We start from the raw sequence: 21,567 nt of genomic DNA on the forward strand, positions 1-21,567 counted from the left end.
ATGATTGATGCCTCGATTCGTAACCAATTCCCGATTTTACATCAGGAAATCAACGGTCACCCGCTCGTCTATCTCGACAGTGCGGCAAGCTCGCAAAAACCGCTGGCTGTCATCGAGGCGATCGAGGAGTATTACAAGCGTAACCATTCAAACGTGCACCGTGGCGTCCATACGCTCGGGACACAAGCGACGGATGCGTATGAAGGCGCACGCGAACGTGTTCGCGCCTTCATTAATGCAGCAGTCGCCGAAGAAATCATCTTCACGCGCGGGACGACGACGGCACTTAACCTCGTCGCATCGAGTTACGGGGATGCAAACGTCGGTGAAGGGGACGAAATCGTCCTCACACCGATGGAGCATCACGCCAACCTCATTCCGTGGCAGCAACTCGCGAAACGAAAAGGGGCGACGCTCCGTTACGTCGAGTTGACACCGGACGGTCGGGTGACACTTGAAGCGGTCGAGGCGGTCTTGTCGGACCGGACGAAGATTGTCGCCATGAGTCACGTCTCGAATGTGCTCGGGACGATTAACCCAATCGCGGACGTCGCGAAGCTCGCCCACGAGAAAGGTGCGGTCATGGTCGTCGATGCGGCACAGAGCGCACCACACCGGAAGCTCGACGTGCAGGCGCTCGACTGTGACTTCCTCGCCTTCTCAGGCCATAAGATGCTCGGTCCGACCGGGATTGGCGTCTTATATGGGAAGAAAGCGCTCCTTAAACAGATGGAGCCGGTCGAGTTCGGCGGCGAGATGATCGATTACGTCGATTTATATGAGTCGACGTGGAAAGACATTCCGTACCGTTTCGAGGCGGGTACACCGATTATCGCCGGTGCCGTCGGGCTCGCCGCTGCCATCGACTTCTTAGAAGACCTCGGTCTCGAGAACATCGAGGCACACGAGCGGGCGCTCGCATCGTACGCGATTGAGCAGATGAAGACGATTGAAGGCATCGAGATTTACGGACCGGAGGAACGGGTCGGGCTCGTCACGTTCAACCTAGGTGACGTGCACGCTCACGACCTCGCGACCGTCCTCGATATGCAAGGGATCGCGGTCCGGGCCGGTCACCACTGTGCCCAGCCGCTCATGCGCCTTTTAAAGCAATCCTCGACGGCCCGGGCGAGCTTCTACTTGTACAACACGAAAGAAGAAGTCGACCGTTTCATTGAAGGACTTCGTCAAACGAAGGAGTATTTCAACTATGAGTTTTAACAATCTTGACATGTTGTACCGACAGGTCATCATGGATCACTATAAAAACCCAAGGAACCGTGGCGTCATCGAAGATGGCGTGACGGTGGACTTGAACAACCCGACATGTGGGGATTCACTCCGGCTCCAGCTTCAAGTCGAAGACGGAATCGTGAAAGACGCCAAGTTCGAAGGGGAAGGCTGCTCGATCAGTCTCGCCTCCGCGTCGATGATGACTCAAATCGTGAAGGGGAAATCTGTAGACGAGGCACTTCAATTGGCAGACATCTTTTCACAGATGGTCCAAGGGAAAGACTATGATACAGAAACGTTCGACCTAGGCGACATTGAAGCGTTGTCTGGCGTCTCAAAGTTTCCGGCTCGCATCAAGTGCGCCACGCTCGCGTGGAAAGCGCTTGAAAAGGGAGTCGACGAGGAAGCGTAAGTAGAAGGAGGAGACCGATATGGCAAAAAACATGCCTGACATTGGCGATTATAAATATGGCTTCCATGACCGAGACATCTCGATTTTCCGTTCAGGCCGCGGCTTGACGAACGAAATCGTAGAAACGATCTCGAACATGAAAGAAGAACCGGCTTGGATGCTCGAGTTCCGTTTGAAATCACTCGAGCAGTTCCGCAAGATGCCGATGCCGACATGGGGCGGCGACTTGTCTGCACTTGATTTCGATGAGATCACGTACTACGTCAAACCGTCTGAGAAGACGGAACGTTCGTGGGACGAGGTACCGGAAGAAATCAAGACGACGTTTGATAAGCTCGGGATTCCAGAAGCAGAGCAAAAATATTTGGCAGGTGTCTCGGCTCAGTACGAGTCAGAGGTCGTCTACCACAGCATGCAAGAAGACTTTGAAGCGAAAGGTGTCATCTTTAAAGATACAGACACGGCGCTCAAAGAAGACGAAGCACTTTTCCGTGAGTACTTCGGCAAGTTGATTCCGCCGACGGACAACAAGTTCGCCGCGCTCAACTCGGCCGTCTGGTCTGGTGGCTCGTTCATCTACGTACCAAAAGGCGTGAAACTCGAGCAACCGCTCCAAGCGTATTTCCGCATCAACTCGGAAAATATGGGGCAGTTCGAGCGGACGCTCATCATCGTCGACGAAGGCGCATCGGTTCATTACGTCGAAGGATGTACGGCACCTGTCTACACGACGAACTCGCTCCACTCGGCGGTCGTTGAGATCTTCGTCAACAAAGACGCATACTGCCGCTATACGACGATCCAAAACTGGGCGAACAACGTCTACAACTTGGTCACGAAGCGTGCCATCTGTGAAGCGGGCGCGTCGATGGAATGGATCGATGGCAACATCGGTTCGAAATTGACGATGAAATACCCGGCCGTCATCTTAAAAGGTGAAGGTTCACGTGGGATGACGCTCTCGATCGCCCTCGGTGGTAAAGGCCAACACCAAGACGCCGGCGCGAAGATGATTCACCTCGCACCGAATACGTCGTCGTCCATCGTCTCGAAGTCGATCTCGAAACAAGGCGGAAAAGTATCGTATCGCGGAATCGTCCATTTCGGACGTAAGGCGAAAGGTGCCCGCTCGAACATCGAGTGTGACACGCTCATCATGGACAACCAGTCGACGTCAGACACGATCCCGTATAACGAGATCTTGAACGACCAGGTGTCACTCGAGCACGAAGCGAAAGTCTCAAAAGTGTCAGAAGAGCAACTCTTCTACCTTATGAGCCGTGGTATCTCGGAAGAAGAAGCGACGGAAATGATCGTCATGGGCTTCATCGAGCCGTTCACGAAAGAATTACCGATGGAATATGCCGTCGAAATGAACCGTCTCATCAAGTTCGAGATGGAAGGGTCGATTGGATAATCCATTCATGCAACCAGCGAAGGTAACCTTCGCTGGTTTTTTTGTATAATCAAATAAGGAGGGCTGTCATATGAAGCGATTTCAGTTAGAGTCCAAAACGTTAGTGGCATTCATGTATGACATTCGTGTGCGGTGTCCGCAATGTGAGCAGCGTGCAGACATTGTGATGAAGGAATCGTTACGCCTCAGTTGTCTCGCTTGCGGATATGGGCGTGTGTATACGGAAGGAGTTTATCGAACGGGTGGCGGCGCGTTCGATCCTTTCTTTCGGTTATCGCTTTATTTGCAGACAAATTGCTGTGGACACGTCCTTTGGGCTTACAACCGAGACCATCTTGCTTATATGAGAGCGTACGTGGAAGCGGATATTCGGACGAGTGACGGGGAGAACAGCAGTGTCGAGAGTCGTTTGCCCAAGTGGATGAAGCAAAAACATAACCGAGAAGACGTGTTGCGAGCCATCAAGCGTTTAGAGGTTGTATGTGAGAAGGGATGAACCGGGATGGACCGACAAAAACGACTACATGAAATTAAAAAGCGGCAATTGACATCAGTGATGAATAAGACAAAGTGGGAGGAACTGAGACGAACGGTAGCACCTACATTTTTATCCGATGTTCCTTGTCAAATCAAGTACGTATTGGAAGACACACCAAGCCCTGAATTTTTATCTAAGACGGCTGATTTTTCAGCTGATTGGGATGAGGGCTTTCCTTATCCTACCGCTTCAATCGAATGGATGCGGATTCTACCTATCGTCAAAGAAGCTCGTGGGTATATCATTGAACCAGAGATTCATGATGTAACAGATGAATTTCATCACATATTGAGACGACTAAAGATACCTTTTGTAATGGAAGGTGAGATTATTTGTATTTTTGGTTATGTTCGAGATACAGGGATTTTCGAAAGAGGGGAGAATTAAAGCATGTATGAAGATATAGGTGGCGGACGAGTCGAAATCACAGAGCAGTTAACAAAGTCGGAAGTACTAGAACTTATAAGAAAATGACGAGCACGTTCGAATTCAAAAATATGGTATATTTAAATAAAATTGAGCGAATAAGTTCGAAGAAAGTCAGGTGACACTGTGCAACTTTCCATTCAAGCCAAAGGCAAACACGTAGACGTATTATCCTATTTACTCGCAAAAAATCCAAATAACTTATATGAACGCAATGAAAACGGTCATCTTGTCCGTATGTTCTTTAATCGCTTTGAGGCTGAGCATGTGGACGTCACATTTTTTGTGACGCCTGACCCGATTGAGCTTTCCCGTAATAATGCTGGGCAATATGACATCACTTCGTACATAAATGACCGAGAGTTCGCCGTGAGTAGTATTTTTTGTTCGTTACTACGAACTGCCCTTGGTACGGCACTAAACGGGAAACCGAAACCGGAATATACAGAATGGGTAGATCATCCATTTTCAATGGATCTTTCTGTCGGTCCGATTGCAAGTGCGTTAAGTGATGAGGCGATTCGTGGGTTGTTCGAACCGCTAGGCTATCAAGTCGATTTCATCTATAGCGAATCAGGCTACGAGTTAGACAAAACAAAAAGGCGGTCCGCCCGGATGCTACGACTTTCTGGGTTGACGACGCTTCAAGCCGCGTTGCGACAACTTTATGTGTTGATTCCTGTCATGGACAACTATAAGCATTATTATATCGACGAAAAAGAAGTTGAAAAACTGAAGCGCTACGGAGAAGGATGGTTGGATGATCATCCACAACGTTCGTTCATTTTAAAACAAGCCTTGCGCTTTAAAGAAGTGTATCGTCTTGTCGAGGAAGAAGCGACGACACAAGCACCAAAAGTCGATCGTCAGCGGTTGAACGATATGCGCTATGAGACAATCATTGAAAAAGTCCGTTCCTTGACCGAGCGGCGCATCGTGGTTGATATGGGCGCTGGGGAAGGAAAACTGGCTAGCCGACTCGGGTTCGTTCCAGGAATCGATACCATTTATGCCGTTGAACCGTCTGAGCGGGAACGTCTCAAAGCTTTAAAACGTTATGAGAAAAATGCCGAAGACCCGAGCTTCAAGCCGCCACTCTCGATGTTTGGTTCGCTCTTTTATGTCGATGATCAGTTACGTGGCGCAGACGTGATGATTCTTTGTGAGGTCATCGAACATATCGATGAAGACCGAATCCCTAAGATGATGACGACACTATTGAATCTTTATCGACCGAAGACTCTTTTCGTGACGACACCAAATCGTGAGTATAACGAGGTGTATGGGCTCGACTCGTCGTATCGTCATCCGGATCATCGCTTCGAATGGACAAGATCTGAGTTTATATCTTTTTGTGAGACGCAGGCCGAACGATTCGGCTACACATGTACATTCAGTGGGATTGGGGACAGCCATCCGACATTCGGAGAGCCAACGCAACTCGCCGAATTTACGAGAAAGCAGGTGTTGTAATGCACATTCAACTCCCTTATGCAGGAATTGTCTTATTGATTGGCCCATCAAATAGTGGAAAGTCGACATGGCTCAATCAATTAATTGAAATTGAAATCATTCGTCCGAGCGAAGTCGTTAGTTCTGATGATTATCGCAAGCTCGTAGGAGATGTCGAACATATCGATTGGAAAGGTCATCCTCCGGACGAAGCCGATTCGCTCTTTGAGACGTACCAAGATATCTCGACAGAGGCGTTCGCTCTTATGACCTTGCTCATCGAAGCGAGAGCGCGGCTTAACAAATTAACAATCATCGATGCGACACATCTGTATGCGTCAGATCGAAAAAAATATATCGAACTGGCCCATCGCCTCCATCAGCCGATCTATGCGCTCGTTTTGGATATCGCGCAACCAATTTTGTTGGAGCGAGATCGATTGCGCGACTTTCCTCGTGGGGGACGACGCGTCAAACAACAAGTTCAAGTGTTCAATCGTGAAAAAAGGACCATCAAGCGGGAAGGATTCAATCAAATTCACGTCATTTCAGACGTGAGTCAAGTGAACGTCGAGCGTGAAAATATGAATCCGCTGCATCTTTCTTCGGAGCGCGGAATCGATGTGATAGGGGACATTCACGGATGTTTCGATGAATTTCTTGAGCTGTTGGAACGATTAGGTTATCGCCCAAACGATGAGGGGTTATACGTGCATCCAGAGGGACGAGTTTTCTTATCTCTCGGTGATATTATGAGCCGTGGACCAAAGTCACTTGAGACGATCGAGTTCTTCATTCGTCATGTCGAAGCTGACATCGCACACATGATTGATAGCAATCACGGCTGGAAAGTGTTTCGTTGGCTTGAAGGGCGAAACGTGACGATGAAGCATGGAGATGAGCTGTTTGTCGAGGAACTTCAAATGTATGAGAAGCAGAAAGGGTCTGACGCGACGGAAACATTAAAATCTTCAATGAAACGGTTGTTAAAGCATGCTCCCTCGCACTATGTTTTGACAAAACAGGATATTCCGACAGCGGTCTGTGTACATGCGGGAATCCGGGACGAGTTCATCGGGAAGACTTCACGGGACATTAGTGATTTTTGTCGATATGGCGACAATGAAGGATTTGATGAGGCGGGTAAGCCGATCCGAAAAGATTGGACGGTGCAACACAAATCGAAGACGTTAATCATTTGGGGCCATGACCCACGACCGCGACCGCTACGCCTCAATCACACCATTAACATTGACCAAGGGGTTGTCTTCGGAGGACGGTTAACGGCGTTTCGTTATCCGGAACAAACAATTGTTCAAGTCGAGGCGAAGCAAGACTACGCGCAAGTAGACGACAACCCGCTCGTGACGCTAGAAGCGAAACGATTAGACCCGCCAAATATCGGGAAGCTTATGAATGGTTATACGGTTGACACGGAAGCGTTCGGTGAGATTCGTGTATCGAAAGAAACGGCACTCCCATCGATTGATCTCGTCTCACATCATACGGTCCCCCTTGAAGAGCTCGTCTACATTCCACCAACGATGAGCCCGACACCAAAGCCGTCTGAAGAGGAAGACTATCTCGAGCACCCGAATGAAGCGATTGCCTATTATCGAGAACATGGCATCACACGATTAATCGCCGAAAAGAAACATATGGGGAGTCGCGCCATTCTTCTACTATTTAAAAATGAGGATGCTGCAGAGAAGGCGATTGGTCGTCGAACGAAAGGAATCATTTATACTCGTTCTGGTAGAAAGTTTTTTGAACGTGAACAAGAACACGAGATTGTCTCGCGACTTCATCAATCGTTAACAACACATGACTACTTCACGACGTATCAGACTGACTTTGTTTTACTCGATGCTGAAATTTTGCCTTGGAACTTGAAAGCACGAGAGTTAATTCGGAATCAGTACGCCCATGTGGCGGAACAGGCGTTACTTGATCGGAAGCAATTGCAACAAACGCTTGAATCCGCTGTCGACCATGTGGAGGGTATTCAGGACTGGTTCACTGAAGTCAATCAAAAACTGGAACAAGCGGAGACGTTCAAGCAGGCGTTCCAAACGTATTGTTGGGATGTTGAAGAAATCGATTCGATTCAAATTGCACCGTTTCATGTCTTAGCCCATAGCGAAGAAACCTTTTTCAATCAGTCACATGAATGGCATATGAGTATGAATCAAAAGTTAGCGGAGATGGATGACTTATTTCTAGCAACCGATTATAAAATAATTGAAGATACAGATAGCGCAAACGATGTAATCGAGTGGTGGAAAACGATGACGGAAGACGGTCATGAAGGAATCGTCATCAAGCCGGAGCGGTTCATGACGAAGGTAGACGGGAAACTGATTCAGCCAGCAATCAAAGTCCGTGGACGGAAGTATTTATCCATCATCTATGGGATGGATTACTTAGAGCCTGACAACTTGAAACGTTTGAAGAAACGAAACGTCTCAAAAAAGCAAAAGCTGGCATTACGTGAATTTGCGCTCGGAATGGAAGGCATCAAACGTTTTGTTCATCGTGAATCGCTTGAACGGTATCATGAATGTGTGTTGGCCACATTGGCGATGGAAGCTGAACCGGTAGATCCACGCCTGTAACGATAGAGGAGGGTTTATATATGGAAACGATTGATCCAAAAGACATCACCCGCATCGCCGTCGTCGGCGCTGGCTGGGTCGGTATTAGTTTCGCTTACCAACTGTCTACGGCAGCACTCTGTGAGGAACTCGTCTTAATCGACTCCAATCACGCCAAGGCCGAAGGGGAGGCGATGGACCTGAACCACGGCATCTCGTTCGCCCCGAGCCCAGTCCGGATTTGGGCAGGAGACTATTCAGACTGTCGGGATGCAGACATCGTCGTGATCACGGCCGGTGCCGCTCAGAAGCTCGGACAAACGCAAATGGACCTCGCGGAACAAAACGCGACGGTCGTCCGAGACGTCACAAATCAAGTGATGGCGAGCGGATTTGATGGCATCCTCGTCGTCGCGACGAACCCGGTAAACGTCATGGCGCACGTCGCCTGGAAAGCGTCCGGTTTACCGAAACGCCGGGTCATCGGCTCAGGGACCGTCCTCGACACGGCGCGGCTTCGCTACAAGGTCGGCGAGTACTTCGACTTGTCCCCACGCAACTGCCACGTCTATTATTTGGGCGAACACGGCGCCGGAGGCTTCGTTGCATGGGACAATGCACGGATTTATGGGAAGTCGATTGCCCAACTCTTAGCAGAGAATGACCAGTATAGCCAAGCGGACTTGGACGACATTTATCAACGCGTCCGCGACGCCGCCAATCAAATTATCGAATATAAGAGTGCGGCCTATTATGCGATAGGGCTTGGTCTGCTTCGTATCGTTCGGGCCGTCGTCCGAAATGAAAATTCGGTCGTCACGATTGGAGCGCATCTCGACGGCGAATACGGGGCATCGGGGCTCCACATCGGAGTACCGGCCTTAATCGACCGGACTGGGATTCGTCAAATCATTGAGATTGATTTGACGGAGGACGAGCAACAACAATTCAATGCTTCGGTGGGACGGATTCAACGCGCCATCGCGAACGTGGAATAAGAAAGGCCCGATTGCTTGGCAATCGGGCCTTTTGTTACGACGCGTTCTCTTCGGCGACGTCTTTCTTATAGTATTTCTCTGACGTGAAGAACTCGGTCGTCAGTCGCTTCACTTCACCGCTCAAGAGCAAGACGGCAATCATGTTCGGGATGAGGATCATTGCGAGCATCAAATCGAGGAAGTTCCAAATCACTTGGGCTCCACCGATCGCACCGATGACGATGGATGCGATGTAGACGATCTTCATGAAGAAACCTGCCTTCAATCCGAATAAATACTCGGCTTGGCGTGAGCCGTAAAAGATGATGACGATAATCGTCGACAAGACGAAGAAGATGAGTGAGATGGTGACGAGTAGACTGCCTGTATACCCAAAGTATTCACGGAACGCGATTGTCGTCAACGCAGCTGGATCACTCATTGCTCCGTCACGTGTCCAGACACCTGATGACAAGACAACGAAGGCTGTCGTACTACAAATGATGAGCGTATCAATGACGATTCCAATAACCGCCCAGAAACCTTGACGCACCGGATGATCGGTTTGCGCAGCCGCATGGGCGATTGGCGCCGTACCAAGCCCGGCTTCGTTCGAGTAAAGTCCGCGGGCAAAGCCCCAACGAATCGTCTCAGCGACAGCAGCACCTGCAAAACCACCGAGTGCGGCCATCGGCTGGAACGCATACGAGAAGATGAGTCCGAGCACGTCTGGAATTTGCGTGATGTTCATCAAAACGATGACGAGTCCGGCACCGACATACACGAGCGCCATGACGGGAACAACGATTTCCGTAACTTTTGCGATCCGTTTCAACCCACCAAATACGACGACACCGACAAGCGCTGCGACGAGGAGTCCTGTGATCAACGTGTTGCCGTTGAACGTCTCGCGCACGGCTGAGCTGACGGCGTTGCCTTGTACCATGATGCTCGGAATAAGTTCAATCATGAGCGCGAAGGCGAACCATGAGGCGAGCCATTTCATGTTCAACCCTTTCGCCATGTAATAGACCGGTCCGCCAACGAACTCACCGGCCTCATTTTTCTCGCGATAGCGGACAGCGAGGACGCTCTCGGAGAATTTGATGGCCATTCCGACGACGGCGATGACCCACATCCAAAAAATCGCACCCGGTCCCCCGAACATAATCGCTGCTGGTACACCGATGATGTTCGCGGCACCGACTGTTGAAGACAAGGCAGATGTCAAGGCTTGTCGTGGACTGATGTCACCTTCACCTTTTGGTTTTTTGAACACACTGCCGAACGTTTGCTTCACTATGTATAACGGGTATCGAAATTGGAAAAAACCTAATCTAATCGTGAGAAAGATACCAGACAAGACGAGAAGGGAGATGATCGGGACACCCCAAAGCCAATCTGAAAATGTGGTCACGCTGTTAATTAGTACATTCACCGAATCACTCCTGTTCCATTATTTTACTTATATATTGTTTCCTATCTCACTTGCGATTAAACCTGAATGCTTGAATAAAAGGAGGAGAACTTATATGACGATTGCGAAACGTCTCATCGTATCCGGGCGCGTCCAAGGTGTCGGGTTCCGTTACTTTACCCAATCGACCGCGCTCGCATATAAAGTGAAAGGATGGGTTCGCAACTTGAGTGACGGAACAGTTGAGATTCATGCCGAGGCGGAGGAGGAACAGTTCGACTCGTTTAAACAGGCGTTACGAGACGGGAATCGTTTCGTCGGGGTCGAACGAATCGAGGAAACAGATATAGCTGAAGAAGGGCATCAAAAATTCGATATCCGTTATTGACCAATTGTTCAACAAATTCCAATATAACGGCTTGACAACTGGGCTTGCTCTCTCAAACGAGGGAGCTTTTTGTGATGAAAAATCCACTTTCCCAAAAAATAAACATCTTTTTTACGGATAGGGTGGTCAAAAAAAGTAAAGTGTGTATAATGAAATAGACCAAGCGCTTATTTGTCAGAAAATTTAGTCATTTATCACGAATGTTTACACGGAAGGTATTACAATGTATGTGGAGGTAGTTGTATGAAAAAATCGACATTATTCCCGTTAGCGTTTACGATTTTCGCGTTATTCTTCGGGGCCGGGAACTTACTGTTCCCACCGATGCTAGGGGCAATGGCGGGTGAGAACCTCATTCCGGCCATGATTGGCTTCGTCATTACTGGCGTTGGTCTCCCACTCCTAGCACTCTTCGCGGTTGCGCGAGTCGGTGGAGGGTCTGATCAAATCGCTCGGTATATTCCGAAGCGACTAGCGCTCCTTTTGACGGGACTAATGTACGTGGCAATCGGACCGTTCTTCGGGATTCCACGGACGGCAGCCGTCACGTATGAGATGGGACTTGCGCCGTTCTTAAGTGCACCATCGACGCTCACGCTCGCTCTCAGCTCAACTGTCTTCTTCGGATTGACATTCTTCTTGACGCTCCGTGCTCAGAAGTTGATTGAAATCATCGGTCGCATCATCACGCCAATCCTCCTGCTCTTGCTTGCGGCGATTGGAATCACGAACTTCGTGGCTCCTCTCGGGACGCCGTCAGCTCCGGCAGCAGGCTACGAGACGTGGATTGGAGCGCTCGGTGAAGGGTTCAAACAAGGGTATTTGACGATGGACGTCTTCGGCGCTCTCGTCTTCGGGGCCATCGTACTCGTCACGCTTAAAGCGAACGGGATGTCTGATCAAAAAGAAGCGTCTTCGCTTCTTCGTACGTCAGGAATCCTTGCTGTCACGTGTTTGATGCTCGTCTATATCTCGCTCGGCTCAATCGGTGCGAATATGGCAGGCGTCACAGGGGCGACAGACGGTGCGACATTGCTTCAAACGTTTGCTGGCTCTTCATTCGGTCAAGTTGGGATGCTCGCTCTTGGAGCAACCGTGTTCCTCGCTTGTTTGACGACAGCAGTTGGCCTGATCACAGAGTTCTCTCGTTTCATCAGCACGACGTTTAAGTCGCTTAAGTACTATCAAGTCGTGATCGCAACGACACTATTCGGCTACTTGATTTCTCTCGTCGGACTCAATACGTTGATTCAAATCGCCGTACCACTTCTCATTCTTTTATATCCAGTTATGATTGCACTCGTCCTCGTCTCAATCACAGAACGACTTCAACGCAACCCTCATGTTGCAATGAAAGCGACCGTATACACGGCGCTCGTGCTCTCGCTTTTCGAGACGGCGCATGGTTTACAGCCGTCAGCTGTGACGGCTTGGATCACGAACTTGCCAATGGCTGAGATCGGGCTCGCCTGGGCAGTTCCGACGTTAATCGTCTACGTAATCACGTTGTTTCTTCCGAAACGACAATCGCGTGAGCGACTCGTCCAATCACGCATCTCATAATTGAGTCGAACCCATCCTCTGGTCAAGGATGGGTTTTTGCTGTCTTATCGTTTGCTCATTCCAATCCTGAACAAGTAAAATGAATAGGTGAAAAGGAAGTGACAAACGTTGACTAAAAAACAAAATAAACAATTGGCGATTCTCATGCTCAACATGTTCATCGCCGTCGCAGGTTTCGGAATCATCATTCCGATTATCCCTGACTATTTGAAGATGATCGGCGAAGGCGGGACGGCTGCCGGGCTGATGATTTCCGTCTTTGCCGGTGCGCAGCTGCTCATGTCGCCGGTAGCCGGGAAGTGGGCCGATGTGTACGGCCGGCGTCCGATGATTATCGCCGGATTGATCGGCTTCACGATTTCGATGGGTGTCTTTTACTTATCTGATAACTTGACCGTCTTACTTATTTCTCGGGCAATCGGGGGTGTCGGGGCAGCACTTCTCATCCCGGCCATCTTTGCCTACGTCGCGGATATCACAACGCTCAAGCAACGGGCGAAAGGGAACAGTTATATTTCCGCGGCAATGTCGCTCGGGATTGTCATCGGACCAGGAATCGGCGGCTTCTTTGCCGAGTTCGGATTGAAAGCGCCGCTGCTCTTGTCGGCAATCGTCTCATTCGTCGCCGTCATCTCGTCCATCATTCTTTTGAAAGAACCGGATCGAGAAATCGTACCAGTCACGTCCGACACCGAATCGCTGCCGCGCCAGCTGATCTCTTCAACGAGGAAACCTTATTTCTTCGTCCTCGTCATCAACTTGGTCATGGCGTTCGGGCTCATGGCCTATGAATCCGTGCTCGGCTTGTTCGTGAGCGAGACGTTCAGCGCGACACCGCAACAGATTGCGGTCATGATCACGGGGACGGGTATCGTCAGCGTCATCGTGCAACTGTTCGCCGTCGATCGGCTCGTGTCATTGTTCGGGGAAATCAAAGTCGTCCTCATCTTCATCATGCTCGCGGCGCTCGGCTTCTTGTTCTCGCTGTTTGCGGGGTCATATGCCATTTTCTTCGCCGTCACGCTGATCATCTTCTTGTCGACGTCCATCCTTCGTCCAGTGCTCAACACGCTCGTATCGAAAATGGCCGACAAAGAACAAGGGTTCGCGATGGGGATGAATAACGCCTATATGAGTATCGGAAACATCGTCGGCCCGACGCTCGCTGGCATTGCATTTGATATTGATATGCGCTATCCGTTCATTATGGGTCTCACCTTACTCTTAATCACGTTCGGGGGGACGCTGAACTGGACCAAACGGAAACGGGTCGCTACGTTCGAACAGTAAACGGAGGAGGGATGAACGATGATTTATATCGGTGTGACCGGGTGGGGAGACCATGATCTCCTCTATACGACCCCGGAAGAACGAAAACATAAACTGTCGACTTATGCCGGGCATTTTCCAACCGTAGAAGTGGATTCCTCGTTCTATGCGATTCAACCGGTCAAAAATTATGAGAAATGGAATCATGAGACACCGGACACGTTTCAGTTCGTCGTCAAAGTTTCCAGGGAAATGAGCGGACATGACCGAGAACCGAAATTGCCGCTCACCGAAATCTTCGAACGGTACCGGACTTCGGTCGAACCTTTGAAACAGGCCGGGAAGTTACGAGCAGTACTCGTTCAGCTCCCACCGTGGTTCGATGTTTCGAAACCGCATCTCGACTATTTGCGGACGATTCGCGCAGAGCTCGCCGACTATGAGGTCGCTATCGAGTTTCGCAACCCGACTTGGTTCTCTGAGGCGTTCCGGGACCGGACGCTCGCCTTCTTGACCGAGCAACGGTTCATCAATACGATTTGTGACGAACCGCAGACAAAAGAGAGCAGTATCCCGTTCGTCCCGGTCGTGACCCATCCATCGGTCGCTGTCGTCCGTTTGCATGGACGAAACACTGCGGGTTGGCTCCGAAAACCGGGAATGACGAGCCAGGAATGGCGTCACGTCCGATGTTTGTACCGCTATAGTGAAGAAGAGTTGCAACAGTTGGCAGAAGCGCTTAAAAAAGTCGACGAAGATGCAGAGGAAGTGTACGTGTACTTCAACAACAACTCGGCCGGCGACGCTGTACCGAACGCGAAGCGCTTGATTGAGATTCTCGGTACCGAGTATGAACTTGCGCCGAGCCAAATCAGTTTGTTTTAAAAGAAAGGAGCGGCCATGGATACGATTTCGATTTTTCATTACAACGATTTACATTCAACCTTTCATGCGTGGCCACAACTCGTTTCGTTTTTAAATGAACGCAGACAGGCGGACACGCTCGTCTTTGACCTTGGCGACCATGCCGACCGGACGAACCCGGCAACGGAAGTGACGAAAGGACACGCCAACGTTCGCCTACTCAACGAAATCGAACCGACAGCGGTGACGATCGGCAATAACGAAGGCATCACGTTCCCGCACGATTGGCTCGACGCCTTGTATGAGGATGCGACGTTCCCGGTACTTCTTTCGAACGTATACCATCAAGACGGGACACGTCCGGATTGGGTGACGGAAACCCTCGTCTTAGAACGGGCCGGTATGCGAATCGGCCTGTTCGGGGTGACGGCGCCATATGAGGAGCTATATCCCGAACTCGGCTGGCAAGTCGAGTCGCCGCACGAGGCGACCGCCCGCTCGCTCGAGTTGCTCGCGGACTGCGATATCATCGTCGCGTTGAGCCATCTCGGTTTCTATGCCGATGAACGGCTCGCCACGGCGTTCCCGCAACTCGACGTCATTTTAGGGGCGCATACGCACCACGTGCTCGATGACGGTGTCGTGAAGAACGGCGTCTTAATCGCCCAGGCCGGGAAATTTGGCAAGTACGTCGGGGAAGTGACATTGACGGTTGACTCGGGGCGCGTCATAGCGAAGCGGGCTACCCTACACGATCTATCCGACCGCCCGTTCGATGGACCGACAGAGCAGACGCTACGACAGGAATACATAGAAGCGCAACGATTATTGGACGTGACCGTCGCCGTGACGCCAGGTTATGCGTCGGATTGGTTTGGTCCATCTCCAATCGCCGAGCTGTTGGCGGACGGGCTGACGGAATGGTGTGATGCCGAGGCTGGCGTCATCCCGTCCGGTGTATTGCTCGACCGGTTACCGCCGGGCGATGTGACGCTCGATATGCTACATCGGATTTGTCCGCACCCGATCAACCCGTGTGTGCTGACGCTCGACGGGACGACGCTCATCCGCTTTTTAGAGGACGTACATGAAGAGGCGTTCACTTCCATGCACGTCCGTGGTCTCGGATTTCGCGGGACCGTGCTCGGGCTGCCGACGCTCCATAACATTGAGTCGACGGGCGGACGGTGGACGATTTCCGGTAAACTGATTGAAGCGGCGCGCACGTATCGCATCGCAACGGTCGACATGTTCACGTTCGGACCGCTCCTGCCGTATTTGGCCGAGCAACGAAAGCGTTACTTCATGCCGGAACTGTTACGGGACGTGTTGCATGAGACGATTAAGCGTCACCACGTCCTGCGAAAAGGGTGAGGCGGCAATGGAGCGCGCATGATATGATAAGAATGTGGAGGTGTGAGTCATGATTAGAGTAAATCGCCACGGCTATACCGTCATCGAAGAGAAGCGAGACGGATTTGACGAGGAGGCGTTCATCGCGCGTTATAGCGATGTGCTCGATAAATACGATTATATCGTCGGGGATTGGGGACATGGTCAACTTCGATTGAAAGGTTTTTATGAGGCCAAATCGAAGTTTGCCACGTACGATAATCGAATCGACCATATGATGGATTACGTGTATGAGTACTGTAACTTCGGTTGTCCGGTCTTCGTCTTAAAAAAAGAGACGGAGATTGACGAGTCGGAAGACGGTCCTGTCTTTGGAGGGACGAAACAACCGCTCAAATTGAAGCGGAAATTCAAGAAGGCAGAAGAAGATGCTTCTGAAACATGACGCGCTGATGACATCAGCGCTTTTTTTATTACAACCTTTTCCAAAATGTTTCGTTTACGTGAAAAGACGCTGTGATAGGTTTAGACACCTGAAGATTGTGATACCTTATTTGTAAGATGTTGTTTAGCGTTTTGAAGGTTCGGAAGAGGTGAGTGGATGGAACACGCACAAATGACGACCGTCGGCGATCGTGACGACGTCCATAAACGGATTCACAATTTAGGGTTAGGGCTGTTGACGATGTTGTTTTTCGGACTTGGAAGCATCATGACCTTTTATTTTACCGCCGCGGTTTTATTATTTGAAGTAACGCACGTCTTGTTCATCCGTCGCTTCGAATATCGACATGCATTTTTAAGAACGCGTTTGTTTAAAGCAACCTCACTTGCTGCGGTTGCAATCGGAGTGCTCTTATTGATTTTATCGATGTCACAGTTTTTCTTAGGCAATGTGATGTACTGAAAGGGAGAAGGGAAAACCTTTTTCCCTTTTTTCGTATTTTCGTGAAACTTTTTCATTTGTTTCACGTACACTAAGGAAAGACTATAATAAAGGATGGATGATATGACAGCTCAATGGAAAAAACACGCACGTGACATGTTGGCAGGGAAATGGTGGCTTCTTGCTGGAATCTTGATTGTGTTTACGGCGCTGAACGCCATTCCACAATTCGTTTCGCCCCCGGTCGACCCGGATACGGTGCCGACGACGAATGAGACGATTCTCACGTTTGTCTCGCTCGTCTTATCGCTATTGATTGCGCCGCTTTCAATCGGCTGGTCGTGGATTGCGCAAGACGTATCACGCGGGAATAAGCCCGTCATCTCAACATTGTTCGCACCGTTTCGTAACAGTTACGTGAAACACGTTCTCGCACCGATCTTGATGGGAATCTTCATTTTCCTTTGGTCCTTGTTACTAGTGGTTCCAGGGATCATCAAATCGTTCTCTTACTCGCTCACGTATTACTTGTTGCGTGATCAGCCGGAACTGTCTGCGCTCGAAGCAATCACAGAGTCGCGCCGTTTGATGGATGGACACAAGATGGAAGCGTTCAAACTCGTCTTGTCGTTCATCGGTTGGTTCTTCGTCGGTATTTTGACGCTCGGAATCGGATTCTTGTTCATCTATCCGTACTTCTCGACGGCGTACGCAACGTTCTACGAGTCGATTCAACAAGAGCAACACCCGGAATCACAATTCATGACGGACCATTCGACGGATGGCCCGACTGGATTCTAAATCGTTTGATGAAAGCGACTGACCCTCGAATCGAGGGACGGTCGTTTTTTGTAATGGTGAATCCTCGTATACCATTCGTATCCGTTAACGTGGCATCAATAGACAACCGATCCTTTTATATTACAGTTCAATATAAAAATGAAGACATGAGATGAATCAACATACTCCTTTGCTATAATATATTTTCATTGTTGTCATATTGATTGCACAAAAAGGAGAAAGAAATAACATGTTTAGATTCGTCACCCTCATGATTTTTGCCCTTCTACTGATTCCGTCTTCTGTCTTCGCAAGCTACACGCCACCACCGATGAACCCAGGCGAAGAGGAAATGATGTATGAGATGCCAGATACCGTCAATACAACTGCCCGCGTCCTTGAAGTCGTTGAAGAGAGGACAGAAATAGAGGAAATAACACAAGAGGAACGAGAGTTTCAGCTATTAAATGTCGAGATCTTATCTGGTGAGTACAAAGGCCAGGAAATCGAGATTGAAGGCTTCAATTATGTCGACACGTATTTTGCGAACAGCAATTTTTGGTTTAAGGAAGGGGACCGCATTACCGTCGGACTTCAAATCGAAAATGGTGAAATCACGCGCGCTTACCCAATCGGTTACACGAGGGATGTGCCGACCTACCTTCTAGGTGGGTTATTCATCGCGCTGTTACTCCTCTTTGGGAAAATGAAAGGTCTTAAGTCGGTCATTACGTTAGGGCTGACCGTCTTTATTCTCTTCAAGTTTATGATTCCATATTTGTTAGAAGGGTATAATCCGGTAATGCTAGTTCTTGTTACCGGCGCCATCGTCACGACGCTAGCGTTCGTGATCGTAAGTGGTATTTCCCGGAAAACGCTTGCTGCGATTACCGGAACGGTCGGCGGATTAGGTGCGGCAGCTTTGATTTCTTTTCTATTCATGAGTCTGATGAAACTGTCCGGTTTTCATGGGGAGGAAGAAATCATGCTCGGCATGTTTGATTCAGAAAACGCGATTGATTTATCCGGCCTCTTGCTCGCTGGGATCATCATCGGGGCGCTCGGTGCCGTCATGGATGTCGCGATTTCGATTGCCTCATCGCTTGAGGAAATCAAACGAAACAATCAACACGCGACGTATAAAGACCTGTTCAAGTCCGGAATGAACGTAGGCGGGGACATCATGGGTACGATGGCGAACACGTTGATTCTCGCTTATGTCGGGGCCTCCTTGCCGATTCTCTTACTGATGAATGCGTATGAATATCCTTTCGGTCAATTAATCCATATGGAACTGTATAGTGTGGAAATCCTGAGGACGCTTGCTGGGAGTATCGGTCTCGTGCTCGCCATTCCGATCACGGCGCTCGTCTCGGCGTTCTTGCTTAGTAAAGGAGAAATCCAGACAGCGCAAGATTCAACGACTCGGATTGGTGACCGAGATACAGGCTCATAACGAATATCGTAAACGATTCATCAATCTGATCATATCAGGTGGCCCCGGTCTTGCTTTGGGGCCATCTTTTTTGTGAGGTGATTGCCAGCGAAACGCGTTCGACCAGAAAAAAACCTGTACGGCGTCCCTTTAAAAAGGGAGAGGCCATACAGGTTTCAAAGCAGATTGATCAGACGTTCACTGGTTGCTTCTGCAAATAGGGTTTGAGTGAGAGCGTATGCTCGGCGACGACTTTACGAATCGTCTTCGTCTTCGAGCGCATGACGAGCGACGTCGTCTCGACGATGTCGTCCGTCAAGAACTTGACGCCGTCGAGCAGTTCACCGGTCGTGACACCGGTTGCGGCGAAGATGCAATCATCGCTCTTGACAAGGTCATCGAGTGTGAGCAATTGGAGCGGGTCTTCAATCCCCATCGAGATGACGCGTGCCGTCTCTTCTTCGTTCATCGGGTGCAGGCGAGCTTGCATATCGCCACCGAGCGCTTTGACGGCCGCTGCCGTGATGACGCCTTCCGGTGCGCCGCCCGTCGAGATGAAAATATCGATCGGGTTCGATTTGACGGCTGCAGCGATTCCAGCCGATACGTCACCATCTTCGAACAATTTGACGCGGGCGCCCATCTGAATGGCCGCTTGTCGCAAATGCTCATGACGGTCCCGGTCCTGCATGATGACCGTCACTTCCTCAATTCGTTTTCCGTTATACAAGGCGGCCTTCTCGATGATCGATTCGAGCGGTTCGTCGAGCGAGACTTTCCCTTTCAAGTTCGGTCCGACGACGAGTTTGTCCATATACATATCTGGCGCGTGGAGGAGGGCGCCTTTATCAGCGACGGCGATGACGACCATCGCGTCTCCGAGGCCTTTGGCGACAATCGACGTCCCTTCGAGCGGATCGACAGCGATGTCGACTTCAGGACCGAACGTCGTCCCGAGACGCTCGCCGATGTAGAGCATTGGCGCCTCGTCGAGTTCACCTTCGCCGATGACGACCGTCGCATCCATGTTGACTGTGCCGAGCACTTCTCGCATCGCCGACGTCGCGGCGTCGTCCGCTTCGTTCTTCTGACCGCGACCGATCCATTTTGATGAGGCGAGTGCTGCTGCTTCTGTTGCCCGTACGATTTCTAACGCTAATTCTCGTTCCATAGTGTTGTACCCTCCACGTGATATCTATTTAATGTGACATACTAATTAAAGTGTTTATCCGTGAATTAGTGTATCACAATAAAAGAAATGATGTAAATAGGGGAGTTTCTTTTCTCGTTCTTCAAAAAAGATTATGATAAGGGACAGGGGGGATTCGAATGTATTTTGTGAATAGAGAAAAAATCAATGCGACATTGGCCCATATGGAAGCGATGCTCGACCGAATCGATGGACTCGTCGGGGACGCGTTCACGGTCGAACTGGCAAAGGAACGGCTCGCCGTCCACTTGATGGAAGGCGTCATTGACGTCGGGAACTCGATGATTGACGGGTTCATCATGCGTGATCCGGGGAGTTACGAGGACATCGTCGACATCTTGCTCGACGAGCGAGTGCTCGATGCGACGACCGCGGAGGCGACCAAATCGTTGGTGGCGTTACGCGCCTACTACGTCCGCGAGTTCGTCACGTCCGACAGCGCGAGGTTTGATGACTGGGTCGCATCCTCACTTGAGGACTTCCGAGCGTTCCCGGAACAGGTCCGACGCTATCTTGAAGTCGAGCTCGGGCCGGTGTCGGCATTTCTACCAGAAAGCGAGTGATTGGATGGAGACGATTAAAGGCTATTTATTTGATTTAGACGGGACGATGTATGCGGGGACGGCCCCGATTCAAGCAGCCGTCGATTTCGTGAACCGACTTGAGGCGACGGGGTTCCCGTACTTGTTCGTGACGAACAACGCCTCGATGACGCCGGCCCAAGTCGCGGACAAGCTCGTCAAGATGGGCGTCCATGTGACCCCGGCGCACGTGTTGACGAGTGCGATGGCGACGGCACGTTATATCGAGAAGATGACGCCGGGGGCGACGGTTTACATGATTGGCGAAGACGGGCTCCGCATCGCGCTTGAAGAGCGCGGTTTCGTAATAACGGATGAACCGAAAGCGGATTACGTCGTGATCGGGTTAGATCGTCACATCACGTATGAGAAGCTGGCCAAAGGGGCGCTCGCGATTCGAAGCGGGGCGCGCTTCATCTCAACGAACGGAGACATCGCGATCCCGACCGAACGCGGCTTCTTACCGGGGAACGGGGCGCTCACGTCCGTGCTCGCGGTCACGACAGAGAAAGAGCCGTTCTTCATCGGCAAGCCGGAACCGGTCATGGTCGATATCGCCTTGGAGATGATCGGGCTCTCGAAAGAACACGTCGTCATGGTCGGCGACAACTACCATACGGACATCTTGTTCGGCATTAACGGCGGGATTCGGACGCTTCACGTCAACTCAGGCGTCCACGGACCGGCGTTCATCCGGGAACAAGAAAAACTCCCGACCTACATGGTCGAGAGTTTAGATAAGTGGATGCACGAAAAAAAGGGATGACACACG

21 protein-coding genes are annotated in these 21,567 nt (G+C 50.3%); 19 read left to right on the top strand and 2 right to left on the bottom strand.

Features of this window, described 5'->3' with window-relative positions:
* The 8 genes from KNP76_RS02400 to KNP76_RS02435 all read left to right on the top strand — a co-directional run bounded on the left by KNP76_RS02400 (position 1) and on the right by KNP76_RS02435 (position 9,070).
* On the top strand, positions 1-1,221 hold the full coding sequence (locus KNP76_RS02400; protein ID WP_214842449.1) for a cysteine desulfurase: 1,221 nt from the start codon (positions 1-3) through the stop codon (positions 1,219-1,221).
* Positions 1,211-1,645 carry a Fe-S cluster assembly sulfur transfer protein SufU gene (gene sufU / locus KNP76_RS02405; RefSeq protein WP_034817241.1) on the top strand — a complete coding sequence of 145 codons (435 nt, stop codon included), beginning with the start codon at positions 1,211-1,213 and terminating at the stop codon, positions 1,643-1,645. Before KNP76_RS02400 ends, sufU begins: the two co-directional genes overlap by 11 nt.
* Before the next feature lie 19 nt (positions 1,646-1,664).
* Positions 1,665-3,062, top strand: coding sequence for a Fe-S cluster assembly protein SufB (gene sufB / locus KNP76_RS02410; protein WP_034807070.1), 1,398 nt, complete (start codon positions 1,665-1,667; stop codon positions 3,060-3,062).
* Between the two features lie 70 nt (positions 3,063-3,132).
* The gene (locus tag KNP76_RS02415) at positions 3,133-3,558 is read left to right on the top strand and encodes a hypothetical protein (protein WP_214842451.1); all 426 of its coding nucleotides are present in this window, start codon (positions 3,133-3,135) and stop codon (positions 3,556-3,558) included.
* A gap of 6 nt (positions 3,559-3,564) precedes the next feature.
* The gene (locus KNP76_RS02420) at positions 3,565-3,987 is read left to right on the top strand and encodes a DUF6678 family protein (protein WP_214842453.1); all 423 of its coding nucleotides are present in this window, start codon (positions 3,565-3,567) and stop codon (positions 3,985-3,987) included.
* Positions 3,988-4,152: 165 nt separating this feature from the next.
* Positions 4,153-5,499 carry a 3' terminal RNA ribose 2'-O-methyltransferase Hen1 gene (locus KNP76_RS02425; protein WP_214842455.1) on the top strand — a complete coding sequence of 449 codons (1,347 nt, stop codon included), beginning with the start codon at positions 4,153-4,155 and terminating at the stop codon, positions 5,497-5,499.
* Positions 5,499-8,093 (top strand): polynucleotide kinase-phosphatase, encoded by a 2,595-nt coding sequence (locus KNP76_RS02430; RefSeq protein ID WP_214842457.1) that lies wholly within the window; start codon positions 5,499-5,501, stop codon positions 8,091-8,093. The genes KNP76_RS02425 and KNP76_RS02430 overlap by 1 nt, the downstream gene beginning before the upstream one ends.
* A gap of 20 nt (positions 8,094-8,113) precedes the next feature.
* Positions 8,114-9,070 carry an L-lactate dehydrogenase gene (locus KNP76_RS02435; RefSeq protein WP_214842459.1) on the top strand — a complete coding sequence of 319 codons (957 nt, stop codon included), beginning with the start codon at positions 8,114-8,116 and terminating at the stop codon, positions 9,068-9,070.
* 34 nt (positions 9,071-9,104) lie between these two features.
* Here the strand turns inward: KNP76_RS02435 and KNP76_RS02440 are convergent, their stop codons facing one another.
* Positions 9,105-10,487 (bottom strand): alanine/glycine:cation symporter family protein, encoded by a 1,383-nt coding sequence (locus tag KNP76_RS02440; protein WP_214842461.1) that lies wholly within the window; start codon positions 10,485-10,487, stop codon positions 9,105-9,107.
* Between the two features lie 94 nt (positions 10,488-10,581).
* Between KNP76_RS02440 and KNP76_RS02445 the strand changes: the two genes are divergently transcribed.
* The 9 genes from KNP76_RS02445 to KNP76_RS02485 all read left to right on the top strand — a co-directional run bounded on the left by KNP76_RS02445 (position 10,582) and on the right by KNP76_RS02485 (position 19,025).
* Complete coding sequence (locus KNP76_RS02445; RefSeq protein ID WP_214842463.1) at positions 10,582-10,854, top strand: acylphosphatase; 273 nt, start codon at positions 10,582-10,584, stop codon at positions 10,852-10,854.
* Between the two features lie 243 nt (positions 10,855-11,097).
* On the top strand, positions 11,098-12,417 hold the full coding sequence (gene brnQ, locus KNP76_RS02450) for a branched-chain amino acid transport system II carrier protein (RefSeq protein ID WP_214842465.1): 1,320 nt from the start codon (positions 11,098-11,100) through the stop codon (positions 12,415-12,417).
* A gap of 108 nt (positions 12,418-12,525) precedes the next feature.
* Positions 12,526-13,707, top strand: coding sequence for an MFS transporter (locus tag KNP76_RS02455; protein WP_214842467.1), 1,182 nt, complete (start codon positions 12,526-12,528; stop codon positions 13,705-13,707).
* 18 nt (positions 13,708-13,725) lie between these two features.
* Positions 13,726-14,571 carry a DUF72 domain-containing protein gene (locus KNP76_RS02460; RefSeq protein WP_214842469.1) on the top strand — a complete coding sequence of 282 codons (846 nt, stop codon included), beginning with the start codon at positions 13,726-13,728 and terminating at the stop codon, positions 14,569-14,571.
* A gap of 15 nt (positions 14,572-14,586) precedes the next feature.
* The gene (locus KNP76_RS02465; RefSeq protein WP_214842471.1) at positions 14,587-15,924 is read left to right on the top strand and encodes a bifunctional metallophosphatase/5'-nucleotidase; all 1,338 of its coding nucleotides are present in this window, start codon (positions 14,587-14,589) and stop codon (positions 15,922-15,924) included.
* A gap of 49 nt (positions 15,925-15,973) precedes the next feature.
* Entirely contained in the window at positions 15,974-16,348 is a 375-nt protein-coding gene (locus tag KNP76_RS02470) for a YutD family protein (RefSeq protein ID WP_214842473.1), read from the top strand.
* 156 nt (positions 16,349-16,504) lie between these two features.
* The gene (locus tag KNP76_RS02475; RefSeq protein WP_214842475.1) at positions 16,505-16,810 is read left to right on the top strand and encodes a hypothetical protein; all 306 of its coding nucleotides are present in this window, start codon (positions 16,505-16,507) and stop codon (positions 16,808-16,810) included.
* A gap of 102 nt (positions 16,811-16,912) precedes the next feature.
* Complete coding sequence (locus KNP76_RS02480) at positions 16,913-17,590, top strand: DUF975 family protein (protein ID WP_214842483.1); 678 nt, start codon at positions 16,913-16,915, stop codon at positions 17,588-17,590.
* 229 nt (positions 17,591-17,819) lie between these two features.
* A complete protein-coding gene (locus tag KNP76_RS02485; protein ID WP_214842485.1) occupies positions 17,820-19,025 on the top strand; it encodes a YibE/F family protein in 1,206 nt (401 codons plus the stop codon).
* A 169-nt stretch (positions 19,026-19,194) separates the two neighbouring features.
* On the opposite strand, the gene glpX is transcribed toward KNP76_RS02485, so the two are convergent.
* Positions 19,195-20,175: a class II fructose-bisphosphatase gene (gene glpX, locus KNP76_RS02490; RefSeq protein ID WP_034817260.1), complete on the bottom strand. Its 981-nt coding sequence runs from the start codon at positions 20,173-20,175 to the stop codon at positions 19,195-19,197.
* A gap of 158 nt (positions 20,176-20,333) precedes the next feature.
* On the opposite strand from glpX, the gene KNP76_RS02495 reads away from it, so the two are divergent.
* Both KNP76_RS02495 and KNP76_RS02500 read left to right on the top strand, forming a co-directional pair.
* The gene (locus KNP76_RS02495; RefSeq protein WP_034817262.1) at positions 20,334-20,777 is read left to right on the top strand and encodes a DUF86 domain-containing protein; all 444 of its coding nucleotides are present in this window, start codon (positions 20,334-20,336) and stop codon (positions 20,775-20,777) included.
* A 4-nt stretch (positions 20,778-20,781) separates the two neighbouring features.
* Positions 20,782-21,561 (top strand): TIGR01457 family HAD-type hydrolase, encoded by a 780-nt coding sequence (locus KNP76_RS02500; RefSeq protein ID WP_214842493.1) that lies wholly within the window; start codon positions 20,782-20,784, stop codon positions 21,559-21,561.
* The last annotated feature ends 6 nt before the right edge of the window (positions 21,562-21,567 follow it).

Source organism: Exiguobacterium sp. s150 (genome assembly GCF_018618435.1).
Taxonomy (GTDB): Bacteria; Bacillota; Bacilli; order Exiguobacteriales; family Exiguobacteriaceae; genus Exiguobacterium; species Exiguobacterium alkaliphilum.